This is a genomic window from Neptuniibacter pectenicola (assembly GCF_001597735.1).
Lineage (GTDB): Bacteria > Pseudomonadota > Gammaproteobacteria > Pseudomonadales > Balneatricaceae > Neptuniibacter > Neptuniibacter pectenicola.
Genome location: NZ_LUTS01000005.1, coordinates 64,576 through 91,058, shown reverse-complemented (window position 1 = coordinate 91,058; position 26,483 = coordinate 64,576). Strand labels below are relative to the sequence as shown.

The 26,483-nt window shown below is 47.5% G+C and carries 24 protein-coding genes; 16 read left to right on the top strand and 8 right to left on the bottom strand.

The genetic code is table 11. The annotated features are described in order from the left end of the window. Positions 1-274 precede the first annotated feature (274 nt). Complete coding sequence (locus tag A3773_RS08230) at positions 275-2,386, bottom strand: 4Fe-4S binding protein (RefSeq protein ID WP_067984908.1); 2,112 nt, start codon at positions 2,384-2,386, stop codon at positions 275-277. A 405-nt stretch (positions 2,387-2,791) separates the two neighbouring features. Here A3773_RS08230 and A3773_RS08225 point away from each other — a divergent pair, with 405 nt between their 5' ends. Both A3773_RS08225 and A3773_RS08220 read left to right on the top strand, forming a co-directional pair. Next, positions 2,792-4,162, top strand: coding sequence for an ABC transporter substrate-binding protein (locus A3773_RS08225; RefSeq protein WP_231902177.1), 1,371 nt, complete (start codon positions 2,792-2,794; stop codon positions 4,160-4,162). A 3-nt stretch (positions 4,163-4,165) separates the two neighbouring features. Beyond that, positions 4,166-6,001 carry a diguanylate cyclase gene (locus A3773_RS08220; protein ID WP_067984904.1) on the top strand — a complete coding sequence of 612 codons (1,836 nt, stop codon included), beginning with the start codon at positions 4,166-4,168 and terminating at the stop codon, positions 5,999-6,001. Here the strand turns inward: A3773_RS08220 and A3773_RS08215 are convergent. The 4 genes from A3773_RS08215 to A3773_RS08200 form a co-directional block, all read right to left on the bottom strand. After that, positions 5,998-6,831 (bottom strand): metallophosphoesterase family protein, encoded by an 834-nt coding sequence (locus A3773_RS08215; RefSeq protein WP_067984902.1) that lies wholly within the window; start codon positions 6,829-6,831, stop codon positions 5,998-6,000. The genes A3773_RS08220 and A3773_RS08215 overlap by 4 nt on opposite strands. Positions 6,832-6,848: 17 nt before the next feature. Next, positions 6,849-8,231 (bottom strand): SLC5/6 family protein, encoded by a 1,383-nt coding sequence (locus A3773_RS08210; RefSeq protein ID WP_067984899.1) that lies wholly within the window; start codon positions 8,229-8,231, stop codon positions 6,849-6,851. 215 nt (positions 8,232-8,446) lie between these two features. Then, a complete protein-coding gene (locus A3773_RS08205; protein WP_067984897.1) occupies positions 8,447-9,064 on the bottom strand; it encodes a DUF2799 domain-containing protein in 618 nt (205 codons plus the stop codon). A gap of 71 nt (positions 9,065-9,135) precedes the next feature. Further along, the gene (locus tag A3773_RS08200; protein WP_067984895.1) at positions 9,136-9,699 is read right to left on the bottom strand and encodes a hypothetical protein; all 564 of its coding nucleotides are present in this window, start codon (positions 9,697-9,699) and stop codon (positions 9,136-9,138) included. Between the two features lie 146 nt (positions 9,700-9,845). Between A3773_RS08200 and A3773_RS08195 the strand changes: the two genes are divergently transcribed. The 3 genes from A3773_RS08195 to A3773_RS08190 all read left to right on the top strand — a co-directional run bounded on the left by A3773_RS08195 (position 9,846) and on the right by A3773_RS08190 (position 12,032). After that, positions 9,846-10,463: a cation efflux transmembrane domain-containing protein gene (locus A3773_RS08195; RefSeq protein WP_067984893.1), complete on the top strand. Its 618-nt coding sequence runs from the start codon at positions 9,846-9,848 to the stop codon at positions 10,461-10,463. Positions 10,464-10,634: 171 nt separating this feature from the next. Next, entirely contained in the window at positions 10,635-10,811 is a 177-nt protein-coding gene (locus tag A3773_RS17805) for a hypothetical protein (RefSeq protein WP_156473475.1), read from the top strand. A 234-nt stretch (positions 10,812-11,045) separates the two neighbouring features. After that, entirely contained in the window at positions 11,046-12,032 is a 987-nt protein-coding gene (locus A3773_RS08190; protein ID WP_067984892.1) for an ABC transporter substrate-binding protein, read from the top strand. A gap of 72 nt (positions 12,033-12,104) precedes the next feature. On the opposite strand, the gene znuA is transcribed toward A3773_RS08190, so the two are convergent. Beyond that, entirely contained in the window at positions 12,105-13,040 is a 936-nt protein-coding gene (znuA, locus tag A3773_RS08185) for a zinc ABC transporter substrate-binding protein ZnuA (protein WP_067984890.1), read from the bottom strand. Positions 13,041-13,104: 64 nt separating this feature from the next. Between znuA and A3773_RS08180 the strand changes: the two genes are divergently transcribed. The 5 genes from A3773_RS08180 to A3773_RS08160 are packed head-to-tail and all read left to right on the top strand — an operon-like array spanning position 13,105 to position 17,615. Further along, on the top strand, positions 13,105-13,593 hold the full coding sequence (locus A3773_RS08180) for a Fur family transcriptional regulator (protein ID WP_067984889.1): 489 nt from the start codon (positions 13,105-13,107) through the stop codon (positions 13,591-13,593). Further along, on the top strand, positions 13,593-14,390 hold the full coding sequence (gene znuC, locus A3773_RS08175; RefSeq protein WP_067984887.1) for a zinc ABC transporter ATP-binding protein ZnuC: 798 nt from the start codon (positions 13,593-13,595) through the stop codon (positions 14,388-14,390). Before A3773_RS08180 ends, znuC begins: the two co-directional genes overlap by 1 nt. After that, positions 14,390-15,178, top strand: coding sequence for a zinc ABC transporter permease subunit ZnuB (znuB, locus tag A3773_RS08170; protein ID WP_067984885.1), 789 nt, complete (start codon positions 14,390-14,392; stop codon positions 15,176-15,178). Before znuC ends, znuB begins: the two co-directional genes overlap by 1 nt. Beyond that, complete coding sequence (locus A3773_RS08165) at positions 15,175-16,518, top strand: MATE family efflux transporter (protein WP_067984883.1); 1,344 nt, start codon at positions 15,175-15,177, stop codon at positions 16,516-16,518. Before znuB ends, A3773_RS08165 begins: the two co-directional genes overlap by 4 nt. Next, the gene (locus A3773_RS08160; protein WP_067984881.1) at positions 16,518-17,615 is read left to right on the top strand and encodes a PQQ-dependent sugar dehydrogenase; all 1,098 of its coding nucleotides are present in this window, start codon (positions 16,518-16,520) and stop codon (positions 17,613-17,615) included. Before A3773_RS08165 ends, A3773_RS08160 begins: the two co-directional genes overlap by 1 nt. Before the next feature lie 39 nt (positions 17,616-17,654). Here the strand turns inward: A3773_RS08160 and A3773_RS08155 are convergent, their stop codons facing one another. After that, positions 17,655-17,918, bottom strand: a complete 264-nt coding sequence (locus tag A3773_RS08155) for a YheV family putative zinc ribbon protein (RefSeq protein WP_067984880.1) — start codon at positions 17,916-17,918, stop codon at positions 17,655-17,657. Between the two features lie 69 nt (positions 17,919-17,987). Beyond that, the gene (prlC, locus tag A3773_RS08150) at positions 17,988-20,030 is read right to left on the bottom strand and encodes an oligopeptidase A (protein WP_067984878.1); all 2,043 of its coding nucleotides are present in this window, start codon (positions 20,028-20,030) and stop codon (positions 17,988-17,990) included. A 136-nt stretch (positions 20,031-20,166) separates the two neighbouring features. On the opposite strand from prlC, the gene A3773_RS08145 reads away from it, so the two are divergent. From A3773_RS08145 to A3773_RS08120, 6 genes are all read left to right on the top strand, one after another. Beyond that, positions 20,167-20,712, top strand: coding sequence for a gamma carbonic anhydrase family protein (locus A3773_RS08145; protein WP_067984876.1), 546 nt, complete (start codon positions 20,167-20,169; stop codon positions 20,710-20,712). Next, the gene (locus A3773_RS08140) at positions 20,687-21,307 is read left to right on the top strand and encodes a hypothetical protein (RefSeq protein WP_156473474.1); all 621 of its coding nucleotides are present in this window, start codon (positions 20,687-20,689) and stop codon (positions 21,305-21,307) included. The genes A3773_RS08145 and A3773_RS08140 overlap by 26 nt, the downstream gene beginning before the upstream one ends. A 128-nt stretch (positions 21,308-21,435) precedes the next feature. Continuing rightward, positions 21,436-22,710, top strand: a complete 1,275-nt coding sequence (locus tag A3773_RS08135) for an imelysin family protein (protein ID WP_067984873.1) — start codon at positions 21,436-21,438, stop codon at positions 22,708-22,710. 59 nt (positions 22,711-22,769) lie between these two features. After that, complete coding sequence (locus A3773_RS08130; protein ID WP_156473473.1) at positions 22,770-24,230, top strand: di-heme oxidoreductase family protein; 1,461 nt, start codon at positions 22,770-22,772, stop codon at positions 24,228-24,230. Then, a complete protein-coding gene (locus A3773_RS08125; RefSeq protein WP_067984869.1) occupies positions 24,231-25,319 on the top strand; it encodes an imelysin family protein in 1,089 nt (362 codons plus the stop codon). Then, positions 25,309-26,415, top strand: a complete 1,107-nt coding sequence (locus A3773_RS08120; RefSeq protein WP_067984866.1) for a DUF1513 domain-containing protein — start codon at positions 25,309-25,311, stop codon at positions 26,413-26,415. Before A3773_RS08125 ends, A3773_RS08120 begins: the two co-directional genes overlap by 11 nt. Positions 26,416-26,483: the final 68 nt, after the last annotated feature.

Below are 26,483 nucleotides of genomic sequence, written 5' to 3'. Positions count from 1 at the left end.
TTAGGTAGCTGTTCGATTAGCTACCCAACCAGATTGCCTCGAATTAAAGCGAAACCCAATAGGAAATTAGCCTATACCCTTAGCGCCTATCTCAAACAGGCCGCCCACACGAACGAACACACCTAAATAAAAGGAGCGTACACACTAAAAATAACCCCCTAAACGGGGGTATAAAAGGGAAAGTGTTATCGGTTTAGGGTGGTCATAACGGAAAAGTGGCAGAGGGGATAGTCAGGGGCGGAAAAATAAGCCTTTACCGCCCCCGATCATTTGCTTAGCTGGATGCGATTAAGTCATCACCACTTTTACGGGTTTTCAACTTACGCCCCTGTCGTTTTTCAACGATCAAAGGAACGCACTGCTCATCGCTATCGTAGATAACGACACAATCTAAACATTGAAAACACTCGTCATAATCAATTTTTCCGCTCTGTTCAATCGACTGATACTCACAGCGATTCTTACAGAGCTGACAGGGCTGCCCACATTCGCTTCTTCGCGGCAGCCAATTATAGATTCTTAGCTTACCAAAGATCGCTAACCCCGCCCCTAGCGGGCAGATATAGCGGCAGTACCCTTTATAGACAAACAAACTTAACAGCAGTAACACTACCGCCCACAACACAAACGGCCATGATCGATCAAACATCAATGTGATACTGGTTTTAAACGGTTCAATCTCAACAACCGAACCCGTTAGTGGAACCGATACAATGGCAATAATCAGGATGGTCGCTAAGACAATGTATTTTATCCACTTTAAACGTGCATCTAACTGAGTGGAGACTTTGAGTTGCGGCAGCTTTATAAACGCCAACAGCTTACCAATCAACTCCTGTAGCGCACCGAACGGGCATAACCAACCACAGAAGGTCCCTCGCCCCCATACAAAAAAGGTGATACCAATATAGGCCCACAGCAACACGGTCATCGGGTCATAGAGGAAAAACGCTAAGCTACGCCCCGCCACCAGCGCCTGCAATACACCGGTAATATTAACAATGGAGAGCTGCCCTTGGGCATACCAGCCAATAAACACTAATGTAAACAGAAGGTACAAAGGTCGGAACCAGCGTAGGCGTTGTGCAGGGCCCGTTAAAATACGGTACTTAACCAGCACAATGGTTAACACCAACAAACCGGTGATGAGGATTACAATATCCACTTTACGACCGGCCCATAAGCTGTGCCATGTTTTATTATCGGTCTCAGCCGCCGCCACATAGTGCTCAGGGATAGGTACCTTAAACGCTAAGCCTTCGGTCGCACTTTCTGGATATAGCCACCCTTTTTGTCGAGTAACATTCAACTTAAACTCTGCGGGGTACGCGGGATCAAGCCCCGCCTGCCCGATCACATGGAACAACTTCCATTCGAATCCTTCCAAGTCATCCGGTAATTTAAGCTTATACTCAAGATCAAACAGGCTTAATCGATCATCCAGGTCGAAATCCCGCATCTCTATAGGCAGATCAGCTTGATTCAAGCTCAACCGTTCAGGGACTTTACCCCGCACAAAATCCTCGCCAACAAACGAGTAGCGGCCCTTGCCCAGCACCAGCAACAACTGGTCGTTACTGCCAATATTGTTTTTAATATACTCCCACGCTTGAGGTAACAGCAGGTTGCGCCCGACCGTCGGCACCGTTAAATTTGCGGCATAGAGCTCCACGAACGTTTCATCAGGCGCCTCCGCGCCTTCAGGGTCTTGCCCCTCTCCGATCGTGCCCGCAAAGAGCGTTTCCACCTCTTGGTTGCTAAAGCGGTATTTAACGATCAGCCCTTCATCGACTAATTCCTGCCAAGACATCGGTTCAAACATATCAGGCTTAATACGTGCAATGAGATCAGGGTCACGGCCTTTGGCATAACCTAACTTTTCACGCGCAACTTTTAACGAGGAGGAGAGTAGTGACTGGTTAAAGATACGCACCGATGCCGTCGCTTTAGTCACACCATCAATATAAGCATTCGCACTGTTATTAGCACTTCCAAGCGTAGGTTTCGCATCAATTTTAATATTTTGCATCAGTGAGATGCCGGTATATTGTTGCGCAAAATCGATTAGTGGTTTCTCACCCAGCCCCTCTAAAAAAACAGGCTCATGGTGTGATAAGACGCGAACACTTAAAAAACTACCATTGGGGTCAATCGCCACCAGCAGATTAAAGGGGATACCGGCAAAACCAGGAATGGCGGCAAGATCAATCGATTCAAACGCATAACCCACTAAGGGCGTATCGGTCGATATTTGTTGATAAAGCGGCCAAACGGGCAACGTCTCATCTTTATCGCCGACCACATAAGGTGATGGAAATGCTTTCTCCATCGCCGCTTTGTCCATGACCCCCGCATGCAGAAAACCACTCGATACAATAAGCGTCATACCCAGTAATAACAATACATTCCGTAAGCAGACCTTCAGGCGTTGGCAACACCTATATAGAACACACCAGACCTTAGTAATAACGTTCATCGCAGCAACAACTTCTTATTATATTATTCCTTCATATTAGCCAGTACTAATCAACAATAAAAATATCTTTTATGATCGTTCAATAACGCCTTTAGGTGCTGTACTAAAGGAGGTGATTCAACGAAACCGGCTCAAAAAGTCCCTCATTAGCGTAGGGTTAATATTGAACAGCTATTCAATTAAATGCGCCAATGATGGTGATACCCGTAAACAGGGACTACACTTTCTTTACTGTTAGTTTTTGTAAAAAGGAAGTGAGCTAATGCCTACTTATTAAAAGCGGCACGGGGAGAGGTGAGTTGTACCGTGAATAAAATGATATCGCCGATGATTATCGCTGTACTCGTCATCCTACTGGCAGTCAGCACGCTTTTTGTATACCTAGAGTCTGACCAAGGCGCAGATACAATACTGACCTATCATGAGCCTGAACAAGTGCCGTCTATCACTATTCTTTGGGCAAAATGGAAGCCCGCAGACTATTTTCAACAGCTCGTCGACGAATTTACCGCCGAAACAGGGATCCAAGTTAAAATTGTTCAACACCCATGGAAAGATATTCAGCGCCACTTCTTCAGCGAGATGGAGGTCAAAAGCCAACGCTACGACATGGTGATTGGTGACTCTCAATGGCTAGGCTATGGCTCTAAAAATGGTCACTACAGCAACCTCACTCGCTGGATAGAACAGCATCACGTCAATGATCGCTTTATACAGACAGCGATGAGCAGTTATGCGGAATACCCTAAAGCAAGCAATCGCTATTGGGCGATCCCTTTAGAGTGCGACGCCATGGGGTTTGCCTACCGTAAAGATCTATTTGAAGACAACCAAGAGAAACGCGCGTTTTTACAGCGTTACGGCTACGCACTAGATATACCCGCGACATGGAGCCAACTGAAAGATATCGCTGAGTTTTTCAATCGACCTACAGAGGATTTTTGGGGACTTCTGGCCTGGAGAACGGCCCACTACGACGGGCTAACCATGGCTATTCAGCCACTTATCTGGGCGTGGGGCGCGGATTTAGGCAATAAACAAACCTTCCAAATTCGTGGCATTTTGAACAATGCTGCAGCCACCTCCGCGCTTGCATTTTATAAACAACTGGCGGCGTTTCAGAACCCGGAGTGGAAAAATTACTACCTAGACTCAGGCCGGAGTTCACATAAACCCCTGATCGAAGGCAAAGTTGCCATGTCGATGGTTTACTTCGCGACCAGTGCCGAGCTCACCTCACCGGCAAAGAATAAACTCGCGAACAATATCGGTTTTTTCGCGGCTCCAGCAGGGCCCGTCAGCAGAGCAACCTCCTTAGGCGGACAAGGCATATCCATCATTAGTTACTCAAAGAAAAAAGCCTATAGTTTTCGCCTGCTAAAGTGGCTTCTTCGCTCTCAGGTCCAAGAGCGCTGGTCAGAATTAGGCGGGCTCAGCTGCGGCATTCACGCCCTTAATTCAAAAAAACGGCTAACCACATCACCGATGCACAAAGCCTTTAGTGAGTCACTAACCTTCGCCCGAGACTATTGGGCTGTCCCTGAATATGCCGAGCTGTTAGCGCTCTCACAACAACATTGGGACAAGTACCTCACGACCGATGATATCTCCGCTAAAGACACCTTAGATAATTTAACCACTGATTGGGAAAACTTGTTTGAATACCATGGATATTACAAAGAGTAAAAAATGAACCATCTCAGCTTAAAATGGGAACTACTCTTTATTTGCATCTTACTCGTGACACTTCCCACCGTTTTAATGGGGATGGTAGGCTACTATGCGTATCAAAGTTTTGCCAAACAAACCCTCGAATCCCAATTACATAAGCATAGCCAAGAAGTGCGCTCACAGGCCTACGATTTTATCGCACAAAATGAACGCGTCTTAAGGCGTGAAGAAGCGTTAGTACTTAAACGCATTAAGTCTGTCGCCCAGCTGAGTAAAAGTATTTTCCAAACCTACCCTGCACAGATGAAACCCACCTATGGCGATACAACGCTGCACTCGGCACTACAAACCCTCAGTCAATTTCGTTTAAATAGAAGCGGGCATATCTTTCTTTTAGATGAAAATTTCAATCCCGTTATCAACAATCAACTGCTGCCGAGTCTGACCAACCCAACGCTGTATGCGAACCTCATCAGCCACATCAAAAAAGAGATGCCCTACATCCTTTCGGGGCAAACCACCATCATCAAACACCCTTGGAGCACCAACCCTAACGGTATTATTTATAGACAAACGGCCCTAACTTACTTAGATAATTGGCAGATGGTGCTCGGCGTCACGATTAACGAAACAGACTATAAAAGCCACGACTTTGAAGTGGGACTACAAAATGAGCTAAGAGACCGACTTGCATCTGAACGTATAGGAAAATCCGGTTATATTTGGGTATTTAACGGCCAAGGGGAGTATATCGTTTCTAAAGACAACCTCAGGAACGGCGAGAATATGCTCAATATTGTCGACCAGCATGGACACTCCATCGTAGAGCACTTAATAAGCTCCGCAAAAAGCGCCCCTCCAGGCGGAAGTGAGATCATCTTTTATGAGTGGCAAGACTTAGGTGAATCCAGCGCCTCCCCCCGCGCAGCCGCGGTGACTTACGTGGCCGAATGGGATTGGTTTATCGGTACAAATATCAATCTTATCGAGTTTTACAGTGGCCTCAGAGAGGTGCGAAATAAAATCCTCCACCTCTGTGTTGTGTTTATTCTAATTGGCTCCCTCATCGCCTATTACTTTGCAAAAAGAATCACTACACCCATTAAGCATCTAGAGCACTTAGCCGTAAAAGCCGCCCAGGGGGATTTTAATGTTCAAGCGGACCCTAAACTCGCCTCTCGGCACACGGAGATTAACTCCCTCAGCAATGTCTTTTCCGAGATGATCTGCAACATTCGTCAACTCATGGCGCAAAAGGAAAAAAGTACCCAGCTCTTAGCCGCTCGAAACACCGCGTTACAAGCATCTGAAGATAAACTCACAAAAGCCTTACTCGAACTGGAGTACGAAAAGCAGAAATTTCATACACAAGCGATTACCGATTCCCTAACAAACCTATTAAACCGCCGAGGGTTCTCAAAAGAGGGGAAAAAGGTATGGAAACGTCACCAACGTACTAACGAACCCTTAACCATTGCCATGATCGATATCGATTATTTTAAACGCATCAATGATAGATATAGTCATAGTATTGGGGATGATGTACTGATTCAGCTCGCCAAGCTGCTGACTAACCATATGCGCGAAAACGATATTGTCGCCCGCATCGGCGGTGAAGAGTTTTCCATGATCATAAGCCAGCCCCTTTGCGAAGCAAAAAAGGGCTTAGAGCGTTTACGACGCCTTGTCGAAAACACCCCCATTATTTCGGATAAACGCGAAATATTTTTTACGATTAGTATCGGCGCGATAGAAGTTAACCCACAACTCCCCTCATTAGAGTCCGCCTTAGACGCCGCCGATACCTGCTTGTATGCCGCCAAACGTAGTGGTCGAAATAAAATAATAACCTAAGGCGTCATCAATAGCGGCGCTATCTCCAGTCTCGTCCCTGTTTGTGCCTGTTCGGCAGCGGGTAATATATCCACACTAGGCCACAGACCTGTCATCAACGCGTTAGCATAGGCATCCGATAACATCGCCTGCCTCATACGCTCCGCAGCATGGTTTGCATCGTACGCTAACCGATGCCAACTCACGTTAATCTGGCCATCAACCGGTTGCAGAAGCATATACCAGCCATCTCTTGTACCATCATTGGCGGGCATCCCGATCACACCACTATTTAACCAATAACCCGGCCCTAACGCCGTGCCAAAAGGTAAACCGCAATGTCCCCCAATCAGCACATCACTCTCTGCGAGCTGACGCTGATGCACTTTAAGCGCCTTATCCTCACTGGCAAAAACAAACTCATTAATCCGCTCATAGCTACCATGAACCACCGTAAACCGCTGGCCGTTTAAACTGAATGTCAATCTACGGGGAAGGGTCGACATCCACTGCTTATCATCAGCGGGCAGGCGTTTGTTGCTAAAGTTATACCATTCCACAGATAGAAGAGAGCACGCACTCCCCTGATCAAAACCACAGCCACAATCAGGCGCATTTTGAGCGAGGGATTCTTCACAATTCCCCATCACCACAGAAATACCCCAGTCACGTATCAATTGGACCGTGGCTTCAGGCTCTGCACAGTACGCCACTAAATCGCCCGTGCAGATCACCTGCTGAGCGGGAATGCCAAGACGAGCAGCTTCAGCCTGCATCGCCTGCGTTGCCGCTAGGTTGCTATAGGGGCCACCAAAAATAAGTACGGGGCTATGCAGCGTACCAAGATCCATAATTGTCCTACTCTTCACTATGAGTTATTAATAACAGGTTGCAGCTGCTTCTGGCTTGCGCCGCCGATCATAAACAGGGCACATCCCCCAACCATCACCACAATACAAATCCACAACAGTTTGGTGTATTTATGCACCTCGCCTAACAGTGCGGTATACATCGATGATTCGGTAAAATAGAGCAGCGAGCCGCTCACCGCTAAAATGAAACTACCGAGATAACTCCAAACCGGAATATCACGGCGGTTACCCCATAAACTAAAAAAGATAACCGGCACCAGATACATGGACGCCGTACCACTCACCGCCACGGCGCTAAAAAGATCCTTATTTCCAATAAACACTAACAGCAAACCAAGCAACATAAAGAGCGCCATGACCATACGCCCATTACGGAGGCTAGCGGACATTAACCGCATATCCAACACCATCATTTTGGCTGAACTGGTCAACGTACTGTCCAAGGTAGACATGGCCGAAATCACTAACGAGGCACTAAACAGGAACATGGGGAACTCGCCCAATAGCCGACTTAAGGCTTGATGCATATCTTCACCCGTCAACGCATTCGCACCCGCGATAACACCTAAAGAGCCAAACGCTATCACACTGAGACTGCTGATCCAGCCCGCATGCAGAAAACTACGTTTTGTGGTCGCCCTATCGGCTAAAAATCCTCGATCCATCATGACAGGGTCATGCATGGGGTAGCTCCACACCTGCAATAGCGCGACAAGCAAAAGAATCGGTCCAGGCTGACTGATATCAAACGGCTTAAACGCGAATAGCTCAACGGTGAAATGACCGCCCCCCAATACGATGATGAGCAAGACCGCCAGCACCACAAGAAAAATCACCATCTGCATCACATCGGTACGCAAAGACGCATGCAAGCCACCGAGCATAGAATAAAACAGTGTGACCGCGGCCAAGCCAATAACTGCCAAGGTATAAGACTGGGAACCCGCAGCACCAAATAGAATGCCAATCACCAATAAGTTAGCAAAGACCTCACTCACCAAGCGCACACCCACCACAACGTTATAACAACGTCCGCCCCACACGCCAAAGCGGTCGCTCAAAAAGGCTTGTACGCTGTCATAGCCCTGCTCAAACCGTAGGTGATCGATAATCCGCCCACCGGTAAGAAAAGAGAGGTAGTACGCCGCATAAGCCAATGTGCCCCAAATACCATAGTAAAAACCGAGAATGGCGGCATTAAGTAGAGAACGGGCAAAGATCCATGTGGTGACTTGGGAAAAGATTAACGTCAGTAACCCCGGTGCAGAACCATCTGCCGACTCACCACGAAAAAAGCCACCGGCATGGCTGGTTTTACGCGACAGTAAAATTGAGCCTAATGCCAAACCTGACACTAGAAAAATCAACCAAAGATCCATCAAACACTCCGCAAGGTTATCCACATATCGCTGTTCTGACACTATGGATCGGCGACAGTTCAAAAATTACCGCAATGCCGGAGGGCGCTTATAGGGTGTCTGAGGGTAGCGGCCTCAGTAAAAATAAGGGAAGGGAACGCGCTGAACGGAAGAGGTCGCTAGGTACGGGGCAAAAGGGTGAAGCTACACCGCCCCATTACGAGGCCGTTTCAGCCTTACTCTAAATCAAATAAGTGTGCTTTCTCTCTAATAAGCCGATGCTCTAACTCAACCAGTTCTCGTTTAGTAAAACGTTGTTCACGCTCTAACTCTCGGAGTTTGAACAGGAGCTTTTGCCGTTCAACACTGGAACTCCCTTCGCTCACAAGCCGTTTTTCAGTGTGATCGATCCGTGCCGCGAAGGCGGTTGCCTCTTTCGTTTTAAGCTCAACCTCATCCTCTAACGCTTGTACCTGCTTCTCTTGCAGATAGACCTTGCGGCCTTGTTGATAGGTTTCAAGAAAACGAGGCGCTAAGTGTTGAGGGCAAACATAATTGTACTGCGAACCGTTGCGACCTAAGCGGTAGCCATTATCCGGCTGACAATACAGTGCGATTCCCTCTTCTCGCCCCTGCAAATAGGCATCAACATTGAGGGTTATTGTATATTCGGCACAGGCTTCTTGATGATTCGCCAATGAGGCTTCCGTGCGCCCCTGAAGCCCATCGCTATAACCAATTCCATACCAATCACCGGTGACGCACTGGTCCTCACTTAAACTCGCACAGCCCGTTAGCCCCGCGAGCAGGGCCAATAGAAAAAGTCGTCTGTAGTCGTACCCTTTAATATTCACAATAGCGGCTCCTATCCACCTATACAGCATAGGGGCAGCAAGCTGAATATAAATGGAATAAAGAAAGCCGATCAGCGAATAATAAGCTGAGGTAACCACCGTTTATTGTGATCAATCTCATCACGTTCAGGCTCACCCAAAGGTGGGACTGTCAGGTCATCAGGCGGGGATGCCAGTAAATTAAGATCGACAGCTTGCGCCTCTCCGCGGATCAAATCACCGTCCACCTGCATATGGTAGTAAATGCCGTTCCAAAAGTTAGCGCCAAAGTCCTCTTTCTTTTTGAACATAAACAACAGGTCATGGGAGAGCCAGCTAAGGTCGTCATTCGACACTTCATGGGGTTGGGGGTAAGGATAGGCTAGGTGGCACCATAGCTCAGGCCCTTCTAGGCACTTCATCTCTTTCATCGAAAGGAAGTAATCCTTAAATTTATCGTGGTTTATATGAAGCTCATACCGGCTCCCTTCAGCCTGTGGATAAAACGTTATATCCCCAACAACAACCTCCACACCCTTTTTATCCACAAGTGAGATCTGCTTTTTACCCACAAGCGCATCAGCAAAACTCGTCAACGAGAGACTCAACAGCAGCAAAGTCATCGCCACGCGTTGTAGATTAACTATCCAGGCCATAATCTTTCCTACTTTAATGAACGATCTATTGAGTGTAGGGGGATAAAAAACATCCACCATGCTACTTGGGTAGTAATATCTGTTTATAATGAGATCTTCTCCTTCCAACAAAGTTCACTACAAACTTTATACGCTGCGGAGTACATATGGGCTCATGCTGTAACAACGACCACCACTTCGACGGTGCATCACCCGAGTATAAACGCGCCTTGTGGTGGGTTATCGCCATCAATGGGTTGATGTTTCTTATTGAGATGGGCGCGAGCTTTCAGGCCAGCTCGCAAGCGTTACAGGCCGACGCACTGGATTTTTTAGGCGATACCGCAACCTATACCTTATCCCTACTTGTTATCGGCAGACCGCTACGGATACGCAATAGAGCCGCTCTATTTAAAGCCGCTAGCCTGATGATTATGGGGGTAGCTGTGTTTGGTATGACCCTCTATAGGGTTATCTTTATGCAAACCCCTGAAGCCGTCACGATGGGGTCAATTGGCGCACTAGCGTTTACCGCTAACGTCATCAGTGTATTGATTCTATTACGCTTTAGAAATGGGGACGCCAACGTTCGCTCGGTTTGGCTCTGTAGCCGGAATGACGCCATTGGTAATATTGCCGTTATGATTGCGGCACTCGGGGTGTGGCAAAGCAATACCGCATGGCCTGATCTTATTGTCGCGTCCATTATGGCGGGGTTATTTAGTTGGTCAGCCATACAGATCTTCCGCCAAGTAAGCCAAAGCAATGACCACGCCTGTGAGTAGACTCATCACCTAGCGGCCCCCTACGCCGCTTTTAAGCCATGCCGACCTCGACAGACTGCCGCATGTCATATTAGACATGTCATAATTTGCATATTATCTATTACCTGCAACCAAACAAAGAAAAAAACATAATATAAACAAAAGGTTAACTTTCTTAACAAGGTTGGCATCATGCCTGCAATGCTCTTAACCATTATTAATACAGAAACACTCAGGAGCTTAGCCATGAGCCATGTAGAAGAAAATGTTGAAGTTGTTGGAATTACCCAATCAGTTTTGATGGTTCTAGGGGGTTTAGCGATTGCGATCCTACCAGCTATCGTTCAGATCGTATTATTGGCTAATTAATCACACCCTCCCTTCATCCGATTCACCCTTTTGGGGAGCGGGATTTGACAGGATAGCGCTCCCTCAACTCTATCCTGCTTCACGTTCCCTTCCCTATTTCTTATAAATTTTAAACAAAACGTAAAAACCTTTCCTATACTCAATAGAGTTGTGATCCTGATCACACCCACCGTTATCGCTGCTAACCGTTTTTTTAATTTTGTCTTCACAGCAATCGAAAGATAAAGAGATCAAATGAATGGAATCTTAAAGACTGGCTGCACGTTTTGCCTTGCTCTCTACGCGCTATGGAGCCCTATTACTCATGGCGGCTCACACGCAAGCCCTCTATCTCAAGTAAAAATTGCGGTCTCAACAACACCGCTTTCAGCGCCCATCTATATCGCCAAAGTTAAAGGATTTTTCCTCAACGCAGGTCTCGATGTGTCTATCTTAGAGATCGAAGGGGGTGATCAATGCTATATCGCACTTCAAACAGGGAAAGCCGATGTTGCGACGGTGTCTAACAGCGTCATCATGTTTAACAGCTTTACACCGACTAATTTTGAGGTCATAACCAGTTTCGCAACGACAGATAATGATATAAAAATAGTTTCACTCAAGAAAAACAACATTAATAGCCCGCAGGATTTAAAGCATAAAACGGTCGGCGTTGTTAAAGGCAGTGCCAGTGAGTATTTCCTCCACCTATGGCTTAACCACGCGGGGGAAAATATCGCTGAGGTCAATATAAGGTCCTACTTTGCTAACGAACTTCCAACAGCACTCTCATCGGGCGAGGTTGATGCAATTTCGGCATGGGAACCGTTTGCTTACATCAGCCACAAATTAAATGATGATATTGTCATTATGAACACGAAAGGGCTCTATAGCTTTTCGTTTAGCCTGATCGGCTTAAACAATAATGCCCTGCTCACATCAACCCCAAACGGACAAGACAAAGAGGTTAAAGAAAAAATAACGATCGCGCTGAATAAAGCGGTGCATTATATCGCTGCCCACCCGAATGAATCCCAGCTCATTCTACGCCGTCACCTCAAGCTCAGTCGTCGCTTTATCGACTGGGTCTGGCAGGATTACAGTTTTAAACTCTCGCTAAATGAATCGTTTATTCGCTCAATAGAAGACCAAGCCCAGTGGGCGATGGATAACGGATTGGTATCACAGACAACAATGCCGAATTTCAAACAGATGATGGCGAAAGACTCAGCTGAGCGATAGAAGCCTCAGCCTGAGCTCACGGAACGAAAAGCCATCACATGAACAAAGCATGTGATGGCGCTTAACAAACAATTACTGAAGGCAGGCTTCAATACTGTTGGCTAATGATCTCAGATAACCCACATACCCCTCAGTCAACGAAACATCTATCGCTAAAGGATCAAGTCGCCCTAAATTGACGGGTAAATCATCAACAATACGCTCAACAATAGGCGCCTTAAACTGAGGCTCAACAAAGACACAACGAACATCAGGTTCTTTGAGTATTCTTTCAATTCTTGCTAGCTTTTTAGCACCCGGTGTTTGAGCTGGATCAACGGTGAAATAAGCACGCTGATTTAAACCATAGTGCTCAACAAAAAGCGAAAACGCATCGTGAAACACAACAAACCCATTACTCTGATAAGGCGTTAACTGCTGCTTTATCTGCTTGTCAGCCAACAATAGGTCGCGTTTAAACGCCTGATAGTTCGCTTCTAGCTTGTCCGACAACTCAGGAAATTGCGCCTGCAGCATCTCTTTAATATGCTCCGCTGCCTCTAACATATAAATAGGATCCATCCATACATGGGGATCAACATCGCCATGATGATGGTGGTGATCGGCATCATCCTCTTCTGCCTCGTCATGGGAGGCTTGGTGCTCATGCTCATGATGCGCTTCATGCTCATCCTCATGATGGACTTCGTGCTCGTCTTCATCATTTTTCATGAGCTGAAGTACAGGTCGATCATATCGCTGTAACGTTTTTTCCAAAAACTGCTCCATGTCCGGCCCCACCCAGACAACAAGGTCAGCCTTCTGTAAAACACGTATATCGGACGGCTTTAACGCATAATGATGGGGCGAAGCGCCCGGTGGAATTAATAGGTCAACCTCCCCTAAATCTGCCACAATAGCATGCGCAACTAACTGAAGTGGTTTAACACTCGCCACCAACTGCAAGCGCTCTTGAGCTATAAGTGTTGGAGACAACAAAAAGAGGATAATAAAAGCTAACTTTTTCATTGATATAATACATCTCGGATAATTTCCGTTATAATATAACATAAAACAACAAATGATAACGCTTATGCCTGAATATCAACTCGCTTTTCGACCTGAACATGATCACAAGGACTGTATAGAGCATGCTTTATCTGATGCTCGAAACTTATGTGAGGAACGGAATTTGCGCTTTACTCCGATTCGTGAACTGGTGCTCAAAACGATCTGGCAAAGTCATAAACCCTTAGGTGCCTATGAGTTACTGCCTTCGTTAGCCGAGGCGGGATTCAATTCAGCGCCACCCACGGTATACCGTGCGTTGGAGTTTTTACAGGAACAGGGGCTTGTCCATCGCATCGCCTTACTGAATGCCTTTATTGGTTGTCCACACCCCAGTGAAAGCCATGAAAGTTCTTTTTTAATCTGCAACCAATGTCACAATACGGTTGAAATTGAAACAGCAGACATAAGTAAAGCCGTGAACACACAAGCTAAGCAGCTTGGGTTTATACCTAAAGAACAATCCATAGAAGTACTAGGCATCTGCCCTGAATGCCAACGAGAAAACCCATAATGAACCAGCACCACCGCCATGAACCCTTAATTTCGTTAAACAAGGTAAACCTTCACTTTGGCCGTAACCATGTTTTGCAAGATATCAGCACAGAGCTGCATAAAGGTTGCATTACCACGTTAATCGGCCCTAACGGGGCGGGAAAAACGACCTTAGTTCGACTTATTCTCGGTTTACTAAAGCCTGACAGTGGCACCATATGGCAAGAAAGTAATCTTCGAATCGGCTATATGCCACAGAAATTACAAATAGATAAAACCTTCCCACTCACCGTTGAGCGTTTTTTAAAAACCGCACAAAACTGTAGCAAGGCACAGATGAAAGCGGTGTTAAGCGACGTGGGAGCGTCACTGCTACTTGAGCAATCTATTCACCACCTGTCCGGCGGAGAGATGCAACGGGTATTGTTAGCCCGCGCCCTATTACGCGATCCCCATTTACTCGTCTTAGATGAGCCGGTGCAAGGGGTCGATATTAATGGTCAATTAGAACTCTATAACCTTATCTCTCGCATACGCGATGAACGCGGATGCGGCGTGTTAATGATCAGTCACGACCTTCATTTAGTCATGGCCTCTACCGATCATGTTGTCTGCATCAACCACCATGTATGCTGCTCGGGGCACCCCGAGCATGTCACTAACGACCCCTCCTTCACCGAGTTATTTGGCATTAAAGGTAGCGAGCAATTAGCCGTATATAGCCACCACCATAATCATAACCATGATGAACAGGGAAACGCGATTCCAGATCCTGCCAGTGATCATAACCCTCGTAACAAAAAAGGGTGCTGCTAATGCCTGATTTTCTGATCTTCGCCCTACTTGGCGGTTTAGGCGTTGCGACCGTGGCTGGACCTCTTGGTTCTTTTGTCGTTTGGCGGCGCATGGCTTACTTTGGTGACACCCTTGCCCATTCGGCCCTGCTTGGCGTATCCATTGGTTTTCTACTCGATATCAACCTTAACTTAGCGGTGATCATCTGCTGTGTAGGCCTTGCTGTTTCCCTCGTGACCTTACAGCGTCAACGTATGGTGGCGACGGACACACTGCTGGGTATTATGGCCCATAGCGCCTTGTCGCTCGGCTTAGTCGCCGTTGCCCTATTAGAGATTCGCGTTGATTTAATGTCGTATCTTTTTGGTGATCTCTTAGCCGTAAGCCCGCAAGATCTCTTCTGGATATACGGCGGCGGCTTCGGCGTTTTACTGCTGTTAAAGCTGCTCTGGCAGCCTCTGCTTGCCATCACGATCAATGAAGAACTCGCCCATGTAGAAGGGGTCAACGTACCCGCAACACGCTTAATTTTGATGCTCTTAATTGCCATCGTCATTGCCATCGCGATGAAGATCGTTGGCTTATTGCTGATTACCTCGTTGCTTATTATTCCCGCAGCGGCCGCACGGCGCTTGGCGCGTACCCCCGAACAGATGGCTGTAGGTGCCGGTATTATTGGCTGCCTTTCTATTATCGGTGGTATTACGCTGTCATGGCATTTTGATACCCCCGCGGGTCCTTCCGTTGTTGTTGCCTCGCTGGCGATCTTTATCGCCCTTTATAGTCTGCCGACCAAACAGCAGGCATGATCACCGCACTGACTAAATATTGGCCAGATCGCCAACGCCATCAGCAAGTATGGGCGTTGGCTTGGCCCCTTATGCTATCCAATATCACGGTTCCCCTATTAGGTTTGGTGGATACCGCCGTTATTGGCCATCTGCCCGAAAGTCATCACCTAGGTGCGGTGGCTGTGGGCAGTATGATCTTCTCCGTGCTGTACTGGGCATTTGGCTTTTTACGCATGGGCACCACGGGCATGACCGCCCAAGCGCTGGGGGACGATAATGGCGCCTTAAATCGCCAACTGCTTGCACAGTCGCTCATACTGGCCACCGCAATAGGACTGCTGATTCTATTATTTCGCACCCCAATCATCAGCCTCGCCTTATCACTCATGGATGCCGAGCCAATTGTGACAACCGAAGCCTTAAAATACAGTGAAATCCGTATCCTAGGGGCGCCTGCCGTCTTATGTAATTACGCCCTACTGGGCTGGTTTGTCGGCAACCAAAACACCCGTATTCCACTGCTCTTATTATTAGTCACCAACATCATCAATATGCTGTTGGATATCCTCGCGGTCTATGGCTTAGGTATGCATGCGGATGGGGTGGCGGCGGCCACCGTTTTTTCTGAATATTTCGCACTAATACTTGGCCTTTATTTAGCCAAAAGACACCTCAAGCATGTTTCCTCTCAGCTTGAGATCGCCTGCCTAAAACGGCTCAGTGATTACATTAATTTGATTGCGGTAAACCGTTATCTCTTTATTCGTACACTCTGTATTTTAGGTTCCATTGCCTTTTTTACCGCCCAAGGCGCAAAACAAGGTACGGATATTCTCTCAGCCAATGCGGTTTTACTTAACTTCTTATTATTAATCTCTAACTGGCTAGATGGTTTTGCCCACGCAACAGAAGCCCTTTCAGGCAAGTATATCGGGGCTAAAAAGTTAGCCACATTCTACCAATCACTGGTCAGCGCCTTAAGCTGGTCTGTAGGTACAGCCGCCCTACTTTCATTGGCGTTCTGGCTGGCTGGCGATCTCATTATCAACCTACTTACCGATATTGAAACCGTACGCACAACCGCAAAAGCGTACCTTCCTTGGATCATCGCGCTGCCATTGATCGGTGTCTGGAGCTTTCTCCTGGATGGAATTTTTGTGGGCGCGACGCAATTTAAAGCGATGCAAAATACGATGCTTTTTTCTGTTTTTATCGTATTTTTACCCCTTTGGTGGCTAACACAAGACTATGGAAACCAAGGGTTATGGTTCTCTTTTATTGCCATTTTTGTGGCAAGAGCCCTGTCTGGGGGCTATGTTTATTGGAGTCTATGTAAACATAAACGTTGGATGGATTGATGACCTCTTTACTGGCTGTACTGATCTCGGCTTCGGGCACAACCGATCTACCGCTTGATACATTAACGCTACCGCCGTCATACAGGATAGAGGTTGTAGCTAAAGCGCCCAATGTTCGTCAGCTGGCACTCGGAAAGGATGGAACCCTTTTTGCTGGCAGCCGTCGAGCAGGAAAAGTGTATGGGTTTATTGATAAAAACAACGATGGCATTTATGAGCAAACCGTCGTCATCGCCAATAAGCTCAATATGCCCAGCGGCATCGCCATAAAGGGAAATGATCTCTATGTAGCAGAGATTTCCCGCATCCTCAGATACAAAAATATCCTGCCATTAGTTCCTTACCTCTTACCCAACCCTGAGGTGTACTACGACGCGCTACCCGACAGTACTTATCATGGTTGGAAGTACCTGAAGTTTGGCCCTGACGGGGCGCTTTACTTCAATATTGGCGCCCCCTGTAATATCTGCTTACCTAAACCGCCGTTTGCATCCCTGATGAAGCTCGATAGCGATAAGCAGGTCACGTCCGTTGCAAACGGTGTTCGTAATAGTGTTGGTTTCGCTTGGCACCCTAAAAGCCAACAGCTGTGGTTTACCGACAATGGCCGTGATCACTTAGGTGACTACCTTCCTTCCGATGAGCTTAACCATGTAGAGCGGGAGGGCGAACATTTTGGTTATCCATTTTTTCATGCCCAAGGCTTGCCCGATCCCCATTACGGTAGTGCACAGTATGCCAATAAGCATAAATACAGCTACAAACCCGCCACCTACAAGCTAGGAGCCCATGTCGCACCTTTAGGCATGACGTTCTCAACACATAGCTCTAATGCGCATCAGCACACCCTCTATATTGCTGAGCACGGCTCATGGAATAGTAGCCAGAAAGTAGGTTATCGCGTGGTAGCCTTAGAGATAAAAGACAACAAGGTGGTAAGTCACAAGCCGTTTGTGAGCGGGTGGCTCAATAATGAAAATCACTGGGGGCGACCTAATGACATTATTGAGGATAACGATGGGAGTTTGCTGATATCCGATGATTATGCGGGTGTCATTTATCGCCTGTCTAAGGACAAGCCACCGAGCATAAAATAATACCGTATCCAATCGACGCGGTATTATGCCTAGAGCGGATTAGTGGTCCTTTCGACCCGCACTGGGGTTAACCGTAAACAGTAAGGGTTGCGCGCCCTCTTCAATTTCAGGTCCATTTTCTCGATTCACCCGCGTTTCTAACTCCTCAATCTCAGGTGCACCATCAAGCCGCATCGATTCCTCATAATCACAGCGGATACACTCTTTATACTCCCGCTCTTCATCTCGAAAGGTGCGGATACAGTCCATTTCACCACAACGGGGACAAACGGCGCCGGCAATAAATCGTTTTATAATGCTCATAATTTTATCTCTAACTCACCTTGTCGGTGCAGGTAAGCGACCGGAAAGGCCCCTTACCTTTTTAGGGTTCTAAGCTGCGGTTTGGATACCGCAATGGCGAAGCAGTGCATCAACTTGCGGCTCGCGCCCACGGAAAGCGACAAACAGCTCCATCGGCTCACGGGACCCACCCATCTCTAAAATGTGCTGACGGAAATCATTACCTGCAGATTCACTAAACACACCCTCCTCTTCAAACCGAGAGAACGCATCGGCTGAGAGCACTTCCGCCCACTTGTAGCTGTAATATCCTGCGGCATACCCACCGGCAAAAATATGACTAAAACTGTGCTGGAAACGATTAAATTCAGGTGGCGTAATGACCGCTACGCGACTACGAATATCATTTAAGTAGCTCTGCACATCGGTTACACCAGGCTCGTAGTCACGGTGCAAACAGAAATCGAAGAGTGAAAACTCAAGCTGACGCACCATCATCATACCGGATTGAAAGTTACGCGCTGCCAACATTTTGTCTAATAAGGCACGGGGTAAGGTTTCACCCGTCTGATAGTGCCCGGAGATTAGCGCCAATGCTTCAGGCTCATAACACCAGTTTTCTAAGAACTGACTTGGCAACTCAACAGCGTCCCAAGCAACCCCATTAATACCACTCACATCAGCCGATTCGATCTGAGTCAGCATGTGGTGTAAACCGTGACCAAATTCATGGAACATGGTGGTGACTTCGTTGTGGGTCAATAAAGCAGGATCATCCCCCACCGGCGAACTAAAATTACACACTAAATACGCAACGGGAAGCTGAAGCGTACCGTCCGCTAAGCGGCGACGTACACGACAATCATCCATCCAAGCGCCGCCCCGTTTCTTTTCACGGGCATAAAGGTCTAAGAAGAAACGTGCAATCACCTCCCCTTGACGGCGAATCTCAAACAACCGTGCATCTTTATGCCAACGGTCAAACTCATCCACCTCACTGATCTCAATATCAAACAGTTTTCCTGCGACCGTAAATAGGCCATTCAACACTTTAGGAAGGGGGAAGTAAGGGCGAATCTGCTCTTCAGAAATAGCGTATTTAGCCTGCTTCAGTTTTTCACTAAAGTAAGCAAGGTCCCATGCTTGCAGGTCCTCAACCCCGAACTCCTCTTTAGCAAAATCGCAAAGCTGCTGATAGTCTTGCTTAGCTACCGGTAAACTTTTCTCTGCCAAATCGTTCAAAAACTGTACAACCTGATCGGTTGTTTCGGCCATTTTCGTGGCAAGGGAGTATTCCGCGTAATTATTGAACCCCAATAATTTCGCCAACTCTAAACGCAGCTCAAGAATCTGCGTCATCACAGATGAATTATCCCATTTGCCTTCACCTGGCCCCTGATCTGATGCCCGTGTCGCAAAGGCGGTATACACCTCTTTACGTAGCTCGCGATTGTCCGCATACGTAATCGTCGGCAGGTAAGAGGGAAAATCTAAGGTGACTAACCACCCGTCCAACCCTTTTGCTTCAGCCATCTGCTTGGCCGCAGCTAACGCCATCGGCGGCAAACCCGCCAACTCGCTTTCGTCGCTAAGTAGCTTGTTCCATGCGTTACTGGCATCTAAAACATTCTCGGAGAACTTCGTCGTTAGTTCTGAGAGCTTCTGTTGTAGCTCTGCATAGCGTTTTTGGCCATCACCATTTAACGCGATACCAGATAGACGAAAATCCCTTAGGGTATTAGTGACGACCTTCTGCTTAGCCTCATCTAACTGTTTAAAGTTGTCACTCTCTGCAAAATCATTGAACGCTTGGTACAGCGCTTGATTCTGCCCCATCTCTGTCCAGTATTGAGACAACTTAGGTAAACAGGCGTTATAAGCGTCTCTCAACTCATCCGTATTAACCACCGCATTCATATGAGAGACCGGCGACCATGCTTTAGCTAAACGGTCATTCATCTCTTCCATCGGGGCGACTAAACTGTCCCATGTGGGTGATGTCATTGAGCTTAAAATACGTTCAACCTCTGCCCGGCTATCCGCCAATAATTGATCAATCGCTGCTTCGATATGATTAGGTTTAATCGAACTAAAAGCAGGTAATAACTGCGGCTCAAGCATTGGGTTGCTCATCTAATATGCTCCTGAAGAGAGGGGTAATACCTCTTTAATGGGATCAAAAATTAATTTTTCAATTACAATTCTATTTAAACTTACACCCGTAATTTTGTCATAATGGTTTTTTTACCCCTTATTCGAGTAATAAAATATGAAAATCCGTACCTATCAAGGCATGACACCTAAACTTGGGGAGCGTGTATTTGTCGATCCAACGGCGGTCGTGCTGGGTGATGTAACGTTAGGTGATGATGTTTCAGTGTGGCCACTTACGGTCATTCGCGGCGATATGCACCGTATCAGCATAGGCGATCGCACCAGTGTGCAAGATGGTTCCGTGTTACATATTACTCATGCAGGCCCTTATAACCCTGACGGTTACCCGCTTATCATCGGTTCTGATGTCACCATCGGCCACCAAGCGATGCTACACGGCTGCACTATCGGCAATAAAGTACTGGTCGGCATGGGCGCCATGATTATGGATGGCGCGGTGGTAGAAGATGAAGTGATTATCGGCGCAGGCACCCTTGTTCCGCCCGGTAAAACGTTAGAAAGCGGCTACCTTTATGTCGGTCGCCCCGCCAAACAACAGCGTCCCTTAACAGAAAAAGAACGCACTTTTTTCAGTTATAGCGCCTCTAATTACGTGAATCTAAAGGACAAGCATCTTGAAGAAGACTACGCTAACTTATAGCGCACTTATCCTCCTGATAAGTTGCAGCGGTTGTAGTTATAACACCGATAGTACGCCCGACGCCTGGTTAAAAACATACGGCTTATCGACCCCTACCCATCTTGGGGAGATGACCTTGTGCCACAACTTTGGCTGCACTCAATCTGAAACCATACAGCTCTCCAAACAGGAGATGGAACAGGTTCAATTACTGTTTACCCCTTTAGCCGATTCGGCCGAAGATGAGCGCAACAAGATAGCCCACGCGATTGGACAGCTAGAGACAATCACCGGCCCTAAATTGCACACAGAAAATGATTTAGCTAAGAACGCATTTGGCTTTAGCCTTAAAAGCCATCAACTCGACTGCGTCGCAGAATCCAGCAATACCAGCAACTATCTACTTCTTTTAGATAATTTGGCCTTACTTAAATATCACCGGGTTGGCGGTAACATGCATCGCGGCTTGTTCACCCTGCATGCCCCCCATAACAGCGCCGCTATTATCGAAAAGGGCACCGATAACGCATACGCTGTCGACTCATGGTTTCGTGCCAATGGCCAAGACGCATGGATTGTAGAGGCCGAGCAGTGGCTTTCTGGCGCGGCCCCTTAACCGAGTAAGGAAAAGCGAGGCCGCTTAGACATTTATACCCACTTAATTCTCAATTGCTATTGATATCTATTCTCATTACGATTATCCTCTACAAAAATTTATTACTGTAAATAGATAGGAATTGATTTATGAATTTGCGCCAGTCATGCGTAGCAGTGGCTATATCGACGGTTTTATGCGGCCCCGTTCTCGCAGCAACCCCCGCTCAGTCCGATATTCTTGATAACTACGCCAATATTGCACACGCGACCTATGAAGATTCCCTTCTAACAGCCAAAGAACTACATCGCGTTCTTAATCAGTTTCTTGCGGCCCCAACCGAAAGCAATTTAGTCAAAGCACGCCAAGCATGGATCAACGCACGCGTCCCTTACCAGCAATCGGAAGCCTTCCGTTTTGGCAACCCCATCGTTGATGACTGGGAAGGCAAAGTAAACGCATGGCCACTGGATGAAGGGCTTATTGACTACGTAGCCACCAGCTATGGTGCCGAGTCAGACGAAAACCCATTCTACGCAGCCAATATCATTGCCAACAAAAAGCTCAGTGTCGGCGGTGTTGAGATCGATGCCTCTAACATCAACAAACAGCTACTTGCCGAAACACTACACGAAATCGATGAAGTCGAAGCGAATGTTGCAACCGGCTATCACGCCATTGAGTTCCTTCTTTGGGGACAAGACTTGAATGGTAATAATCCAGGTGCGGGCAATCGCCCCGCAACGGATTTTGACCTTGATAACTGTACCCATGGTAACTGTGACCGCCGCCGCGACTATCTAATGGCTGCCACAGAGCTACTGATCGATGACCTCGATGAGATGGCAAACAACTGGGCACCTAAAGGCGCGGCACGTAGCGAGTTATTAACTAAAGCACCGGCCGAAGGTATCGCAACGATTCTCACAGGTATGGGTAGCTTAGCCTACGGCGAACTCGCGGGCGAACGTACAAAACTAGGGTTGATGCTCCATGACCCAGAAGAGGAGCATGACTGCTTCTCTGACAACACGCACAACTCCCACTTCTACGATGCAAAAGGGATTAAGAACGTTTACTTAGGCCAGTACACTCGCGTTGATGGCTCTGTGGTTTCAGGTGTGAGTTTGGCTGAACTGGTTAAAAGCCAAGCACCCGTTGTCGATCAAAACCTTAGAAACAAACTAGAAAAAACAGAAGCCGCGGCTCAAGCGATGGTCAATGAAGCAACGAAAGGAAATACCTTTGATGTGTTGATTGGCGTCGACAACAAAGCAGGCAACCAAGTGGTACAAACCTTTGTTAATGCCTTAGTAGCCGAAGCGGAAGCCATTGAGGATGCAATCGCCGTGCTAAAACTTGAAGGTGTTGAACTCGAAGGTTCAGACAGTTTAGATAACCCAGCCTCCATTAGCGCTGAGTAACTCGACTGAAGGGCAATCATAGAATCCGAGGCCTCTGTCTCGGATTTTCCTTTTTATAGATGATGAAAAATACTGTGTACACGCGACTCCCTTACTTCTATCTGCTTTTCTCCCTTCAGCTCTTCGCAGCAGAAGGTACGGAGATACAGTTTGCCGCAGAAGAGGTAGAGCAGGGCGGTGCCACAACCCATCATCACCCCATAAATCGACATGCTTTTAGTCAGCCCGCCGCCAACCTTGCGTTTGAAAAAAGATTAGATTTTAAGCTGGGTAACAGCATCTTTAAAAAACTCTGGGTCCCTGCGCCATCATCAACCACCGCCAGCGATGGTTTAGGACCGCTCTACAATGCACGCTCCTGTATGCAATGCCACGTACGAGATGGCCGTGGCCATACACCTGAAAGCGACTGGCCCGCCGATAACGCGGTGTCTCTATTTTTACGTTTAAGCATACCCGCCCAAAACGAAGAACAGGCTAAGGCCTTAGCCTCAGGCCAGCAGGGGGTCATCCCTGAGCCGACCTATGGCACACAGCTACAAGACTTCGCGGTAACCGGTTTAGCCGCAGAAGGGCACTTAAAAATCCGTTATACCGAGAAGTTAGTCACCTTAGCGGATGGCGAATCAGTCGCCTTACGCCGGCCCAACTACTCCATTACTCACTTAGGCTATGGCCCATTGCATCCAGATACGATGTTTTCACCTCGTATCGCACCGGCAATGATCGGTTTGGGCTTACTAGAGAGCATTCCAGACGCAAGTATTTTAGCGCTAAGCGATCCTGACGACCAAAACAACGACGGTATTTCAGGCAAAGCTAATCACGTTTGGAACCCACAAACCCAAACACTTAGCCTTGGCCGCTTTGGCTGGAAGGCCGGTGCAGCCACCTTAAATCAACAAAACAATGCAGCGTTTAATGGGGATATAGGCATCTCCACCCCTTATGCAAACAACCCCTACGGTGAATGCACCCCACAGCAAAAAGCCTGCTTACAGTTGCCCCATGGTGGCAGCGCCCATCTGGACGGGGTTGAAGCCCCCAACAGCATGATAGCGCTGTTACTTTTTTACACCCGTCATATTGCCGTACCGGCCCGAAGAGACGCCGACAAAACAGAGGTGTTAGCCGGGAAAGAAATTTTCTATAATAGCGGCTGTATTGACTGCCACCAGCCGACCTTTAAAACAAGCACGAGGCCTGCGCTGCCTGAACTGAGCAATCAACTCATCTGGCCTTATACCGACCTCCTACTCCATGACATGGGAGCGGGTTTGGCCGATAACAGACCCGAGTATCAAGCCAGTGGATCAGAATGGCGAACCCCGCCTTTGTGGGGAATAGGCCTAACCCAAACAGTCAGTAAAAAGACCCATTACTTACATGATGGCCGTGCTCGCACCTTGCTTGAAGCGATCCTCTGGCATGGCGGCGAAGCCGAACAAGCAAAACTCACTGTAAAAAACATGCCTACATCTGATCGACACAATCTCATTAAATTTTTGGAGTCTCTGTAAATGAGCCTGCTATCTATTACCCGATACAGCACAATGAGCTTAGCGCTACTGCTAACTATACCCTTCGCCTCTGCGGACATTAGCCAAGCGCGTTGGTTAAAGCTCAACCAAGCGGCAGTGAATGAACACATTTTACCGGGCTACCAAACCCTCGCAGACAAAAGTAAGCACTTAGCCGCCGACAGCGCATCACTCTGTAAAGCCCCCAGTCAAACCACGCTCAAGCAAACACAAGCCAGCTTTATTGAAACCCTAAACGCATGGCAGGGCATACAGCACGTGCAGTTTGGCCCCATTGAACTACTCATGCGTAATTACACGATTCAATTCTGGCCCGATAAGAAAAACCTAACCTCAAAGCAGCTAAACGTTATTCTTAGCGCACAAGACCCCGCGGCCTTACAGCCCGAATTTTTCAAAACAGCCAGCATTGCGGTCAAAGGCTTACCCGCGATTGAGCGCATCATTTTCGCTGACAATGCGCTAAAACAGATAGAAACCACACCCTATCGCTGCCAATTCCTTCACGCGGTAAGTGAATATTTAGTGCTACAAACACAAAATACGACCGATGAATGGCAAACCTATAAGCAAGCGTTCAGCACAGAATCCTCAGAGGAGGGGATTTACGAAACAGCTCAAGAAGCGAGCATCGATATCATGAAAGCTCAAGTGGAGCAGCTGGAAGTTATTCGAGACCTCAAAATACTCCGACCCTTAGGTAATGAAGGTAAAGCAAAAGCGCGACGTTTAGAAAGCTGGCGCAGCCAAAATGCACTGCAAAATATACAGATGAACATCCAGTCGTTGCATCACCTCTATAGCGGAATAAACACTTATAACCTGTTCCAGCTGTTAAAAGAGGAGGGCGCCACAGACTTAGCTGAAGGCATCGAACAACAGTTCATCACGATCGAGTCGGCGTTAACAAAGCTACCTACACCCCTGTCGCAGCATATTAAAGAGCCGGCGGTAAGACAGCAGTTATTACTCATCTCTCAAGAACTTGAACAACTACACACGAGCCTTGATCAAAGCATGCCTGCGCTCGGACTTTTACTAGGATTCAATAGCCGTGATGGAGATTAGTCGTAGACAGTTCAGCCTCCTACTTGGATGTACGCTGCTGAGCCCTTCACTTCTTGCTACCAGCAAAACGAACCTCTTTGCTTCTGCGATCAAAACAGAAGCAGGGGGCTATGAGCTACTTGTTATCGATCAAGCGGGGCAGACAACCTTGCGCCATCGTTTACCTGCCCGTGCGCATCATATCGCCACGCACCCCCATGAACCGGTCTTGGCTGCCGTAGGCCGCCGTCCTGAGACATTCATTGATGTGGTCGACTACAGGTCAAAAGCACTCATAAAACGCATCACAAGCGCTGCAGGGCAACACTTCTATGGCCATGCGATTTACTCGCCCGACGGTCGCTGGCTTATATCAACCGAGAACGAGATAGCCACAGGCCGTGGGTTAATCGTGATTCGAGATACTGCAGACAACTACCGCGTGATAAAACAGTTCAGCTCTGGCGGTATTGGGCCCCATGAACTGAAGATGATGGCCGACGAGAAAACCTTAGTGGTTGCTAATGGCGGCATACTGACACACCCGGACAAAGGCAGAGAAAAGCTCAATCTAGAGAGCATGCGCCCCTCCTTAGCCTATATAGACCTACACACCGGCACTTTATTAGAACAGGCATTTATGCCGGACAAGCATCATCAGCTTAGCATTCGGCATTTCGATGTTAATCAGGCGGGAACGGCTGTCATTGGCTTACAGTATCAAGGCAGCAAAACCGATGATGTTCCCCTCGTGGCCTTCCATCGTCAGGGGCAACCGTTATCCTTAGTTCGCGCCCCCTCAGTAACAAATCAAGCGATGAAACACTATTGTGGGAGCGCACGCTTTGATAAGAGTGGTAGCATTGCCGCCATCTCCTCACCTCGAGGTAACTTGGTGACGTTTTGGCAAGCTGATACACAGCAATTCATCGCATCGACCCTAAGCCGTGACGGTTGTGGTTTAGCGCACACAGACCACCCAGAAGAATTTTTAATCAGTACGGGCAGAGGGTATTGCTACCGTTATAACTGCCAAACTCAACGTAAAGAGAAAATAAAGCTCTCCGTTCCTGCGCATATTGCTTGGGATAACCACATGTCCCTCTTAATAAGTTAGGCGCGTGCTACTCAGCGAAGGCAGAGGCTATTTTTTAGCTGTCGAGATATACACATTACGACAAACAA

Bases quoted from the DNA above. Each gene is read 5' to 3' on its own strand.
- A3773_RS17805 (WP_156473475.1), top strand. From the start codon at position 10,635: ATGCCTGCAATGCTCTTAACCATTATTAATACAGAAACACTCAGGAGC.
- A3773_RS08135 (WP_067984873.1), top strand. From the start codon at position 21,436: ATGAATTTGCGCCAGTCATGCGTAGCAGTGGCTATATCGACGGTTTTA.
- A3773_RS08160 (WP_067984881.1), top strand. From the start codon at position 16,518: ATGACCTCTTTACTGGCTGTACTGATCTCGGCTTCGGGCACAACCGAT.
- A3773_RS08220 (WP_067984904.1), top strand. From the start codon at position 4,166: ATGAACCATCTCAGCTTAAAATGGGAACTACTCTTTATTTGCATCTTA.
- znuA (WP_067984890.1), bottom strand. From the start codon at position 13,040: ATGAAAAAGTTAGCTTTTATTATCCTCTTTTTGTTGTCTCCAACACTT.
- znuB (WP_067984885.1), top strand. From the start codon at position 14,390: ATGCCTGATTTTCTGATCTTCGCCCTACTTGGCGGTTTAGGCGTTGCG.
- A3773_RS08165 (WP_067984883.1), top strand. From the start codon at position 15,175: ATGATCACCGCACTGACTAAATATTGGCCAGATCGCCAACGCCATCAG.
- A3773_RS08120 (WP_067984866.1), top strand. From the start codon at position 25,309: ATGGAGATTAGTCGTAGACAGTTCAGCCTCCTACTTGGATGTACGCTG.
- A3773_RS08125 (WP_067984869.1), top strand. From the start codon at position 24,231: ATGAGCCTGCTATCTATTACCCGATACAGCACAATGAGCTTAGCGCTA.
- A3773_RS08190 (WP_067984892.1), top strand. From the start codon at position 11,046: ATGAATGGAATCTTAAAGACTGGCTGCACGTTTTGCCTTGCTCTCTAC.
- A3773_RS08155 (WP_067984880.1), bottom strand. From the start codon at position 17,918: ATGAGCATTATAAAACGATTTATTGCCGGCGCCGTTTGTCCCCGTTGT.
- A3773_RS08210 (WP_067984899.1), bottom strand. From the start codon at position 8,231: ATGGATCTTTGGTTGATTTTTCTAGTGTCAGGTTTGGCATTAGGCTCA.
- A3773_RS08195 (WP_067984893.1), top strand. From the start codon at position 9,846: ATGGGCTCATGCTGTAACAACGACCACCACTTCGACGGTGCATCACCC.
- A3773_RS08145 (WP_067984876.1), top strand. From the start codon at position 20,167: ATGAAAATCCGTACCTATCAAGGCATGACACCTAAACTTGGGGAGCGT.
- A3773_RS08225 (WP_231902177.1), top strand. From the start codon at position 2,792: ATGATATCGCCGATGATTATCGCTGTACTCGTCATCCTACTGGCAGTC.
- A3773_RS08130 (WP_156473473.1), top strand. From the start codon at position 22,770: ATGATGAAAAATACTGTGTACACGCGACTCCCTTACTTCTATCTGCTT.
- A3773_RS08215 (WP_067984902.1), bottom strand. From the start codon at position 6,831: ATGGATCTTGGTACGCTGCATAGCCCCGTACTTATTTTTGGTGGCCCC.
- A3773_RS08200 (WP_067984895.1), bottom strand. From the start codon at position 9,699: ATGGCCTGGATAGTTAATCTACAACGCGTGGCGATGACTTTGCTGCTG.
- A3773_RS08180 (WP_067984889.1), top strand. From the start codon at position 13,105: ATGCCTGAATATCAACTCGCTTTTCGACCTGAACATGATCACAAGGAC.
- znuC (WP_067984887.1), top strand. From the start codon at position 13,593: ATGAACCAGCACCACCGCCATGAACCCTTAATTTCGTTAAACAAGGTA.
- A3773_RS08230 (WP_067984908.1), bottom strand. From the start codon at position 2,386: ATGACGCTTATTGTATCGAGTGGTTTTCTGCATGCGGGGGTCATGGAC.
- prlC (WP_067984878.1), bottom strand. From the start codon at position 20,030: ATGAGCAACCCAATGCTTGAGCCGCAGTTATTACCTGCTTTTAGTTCG.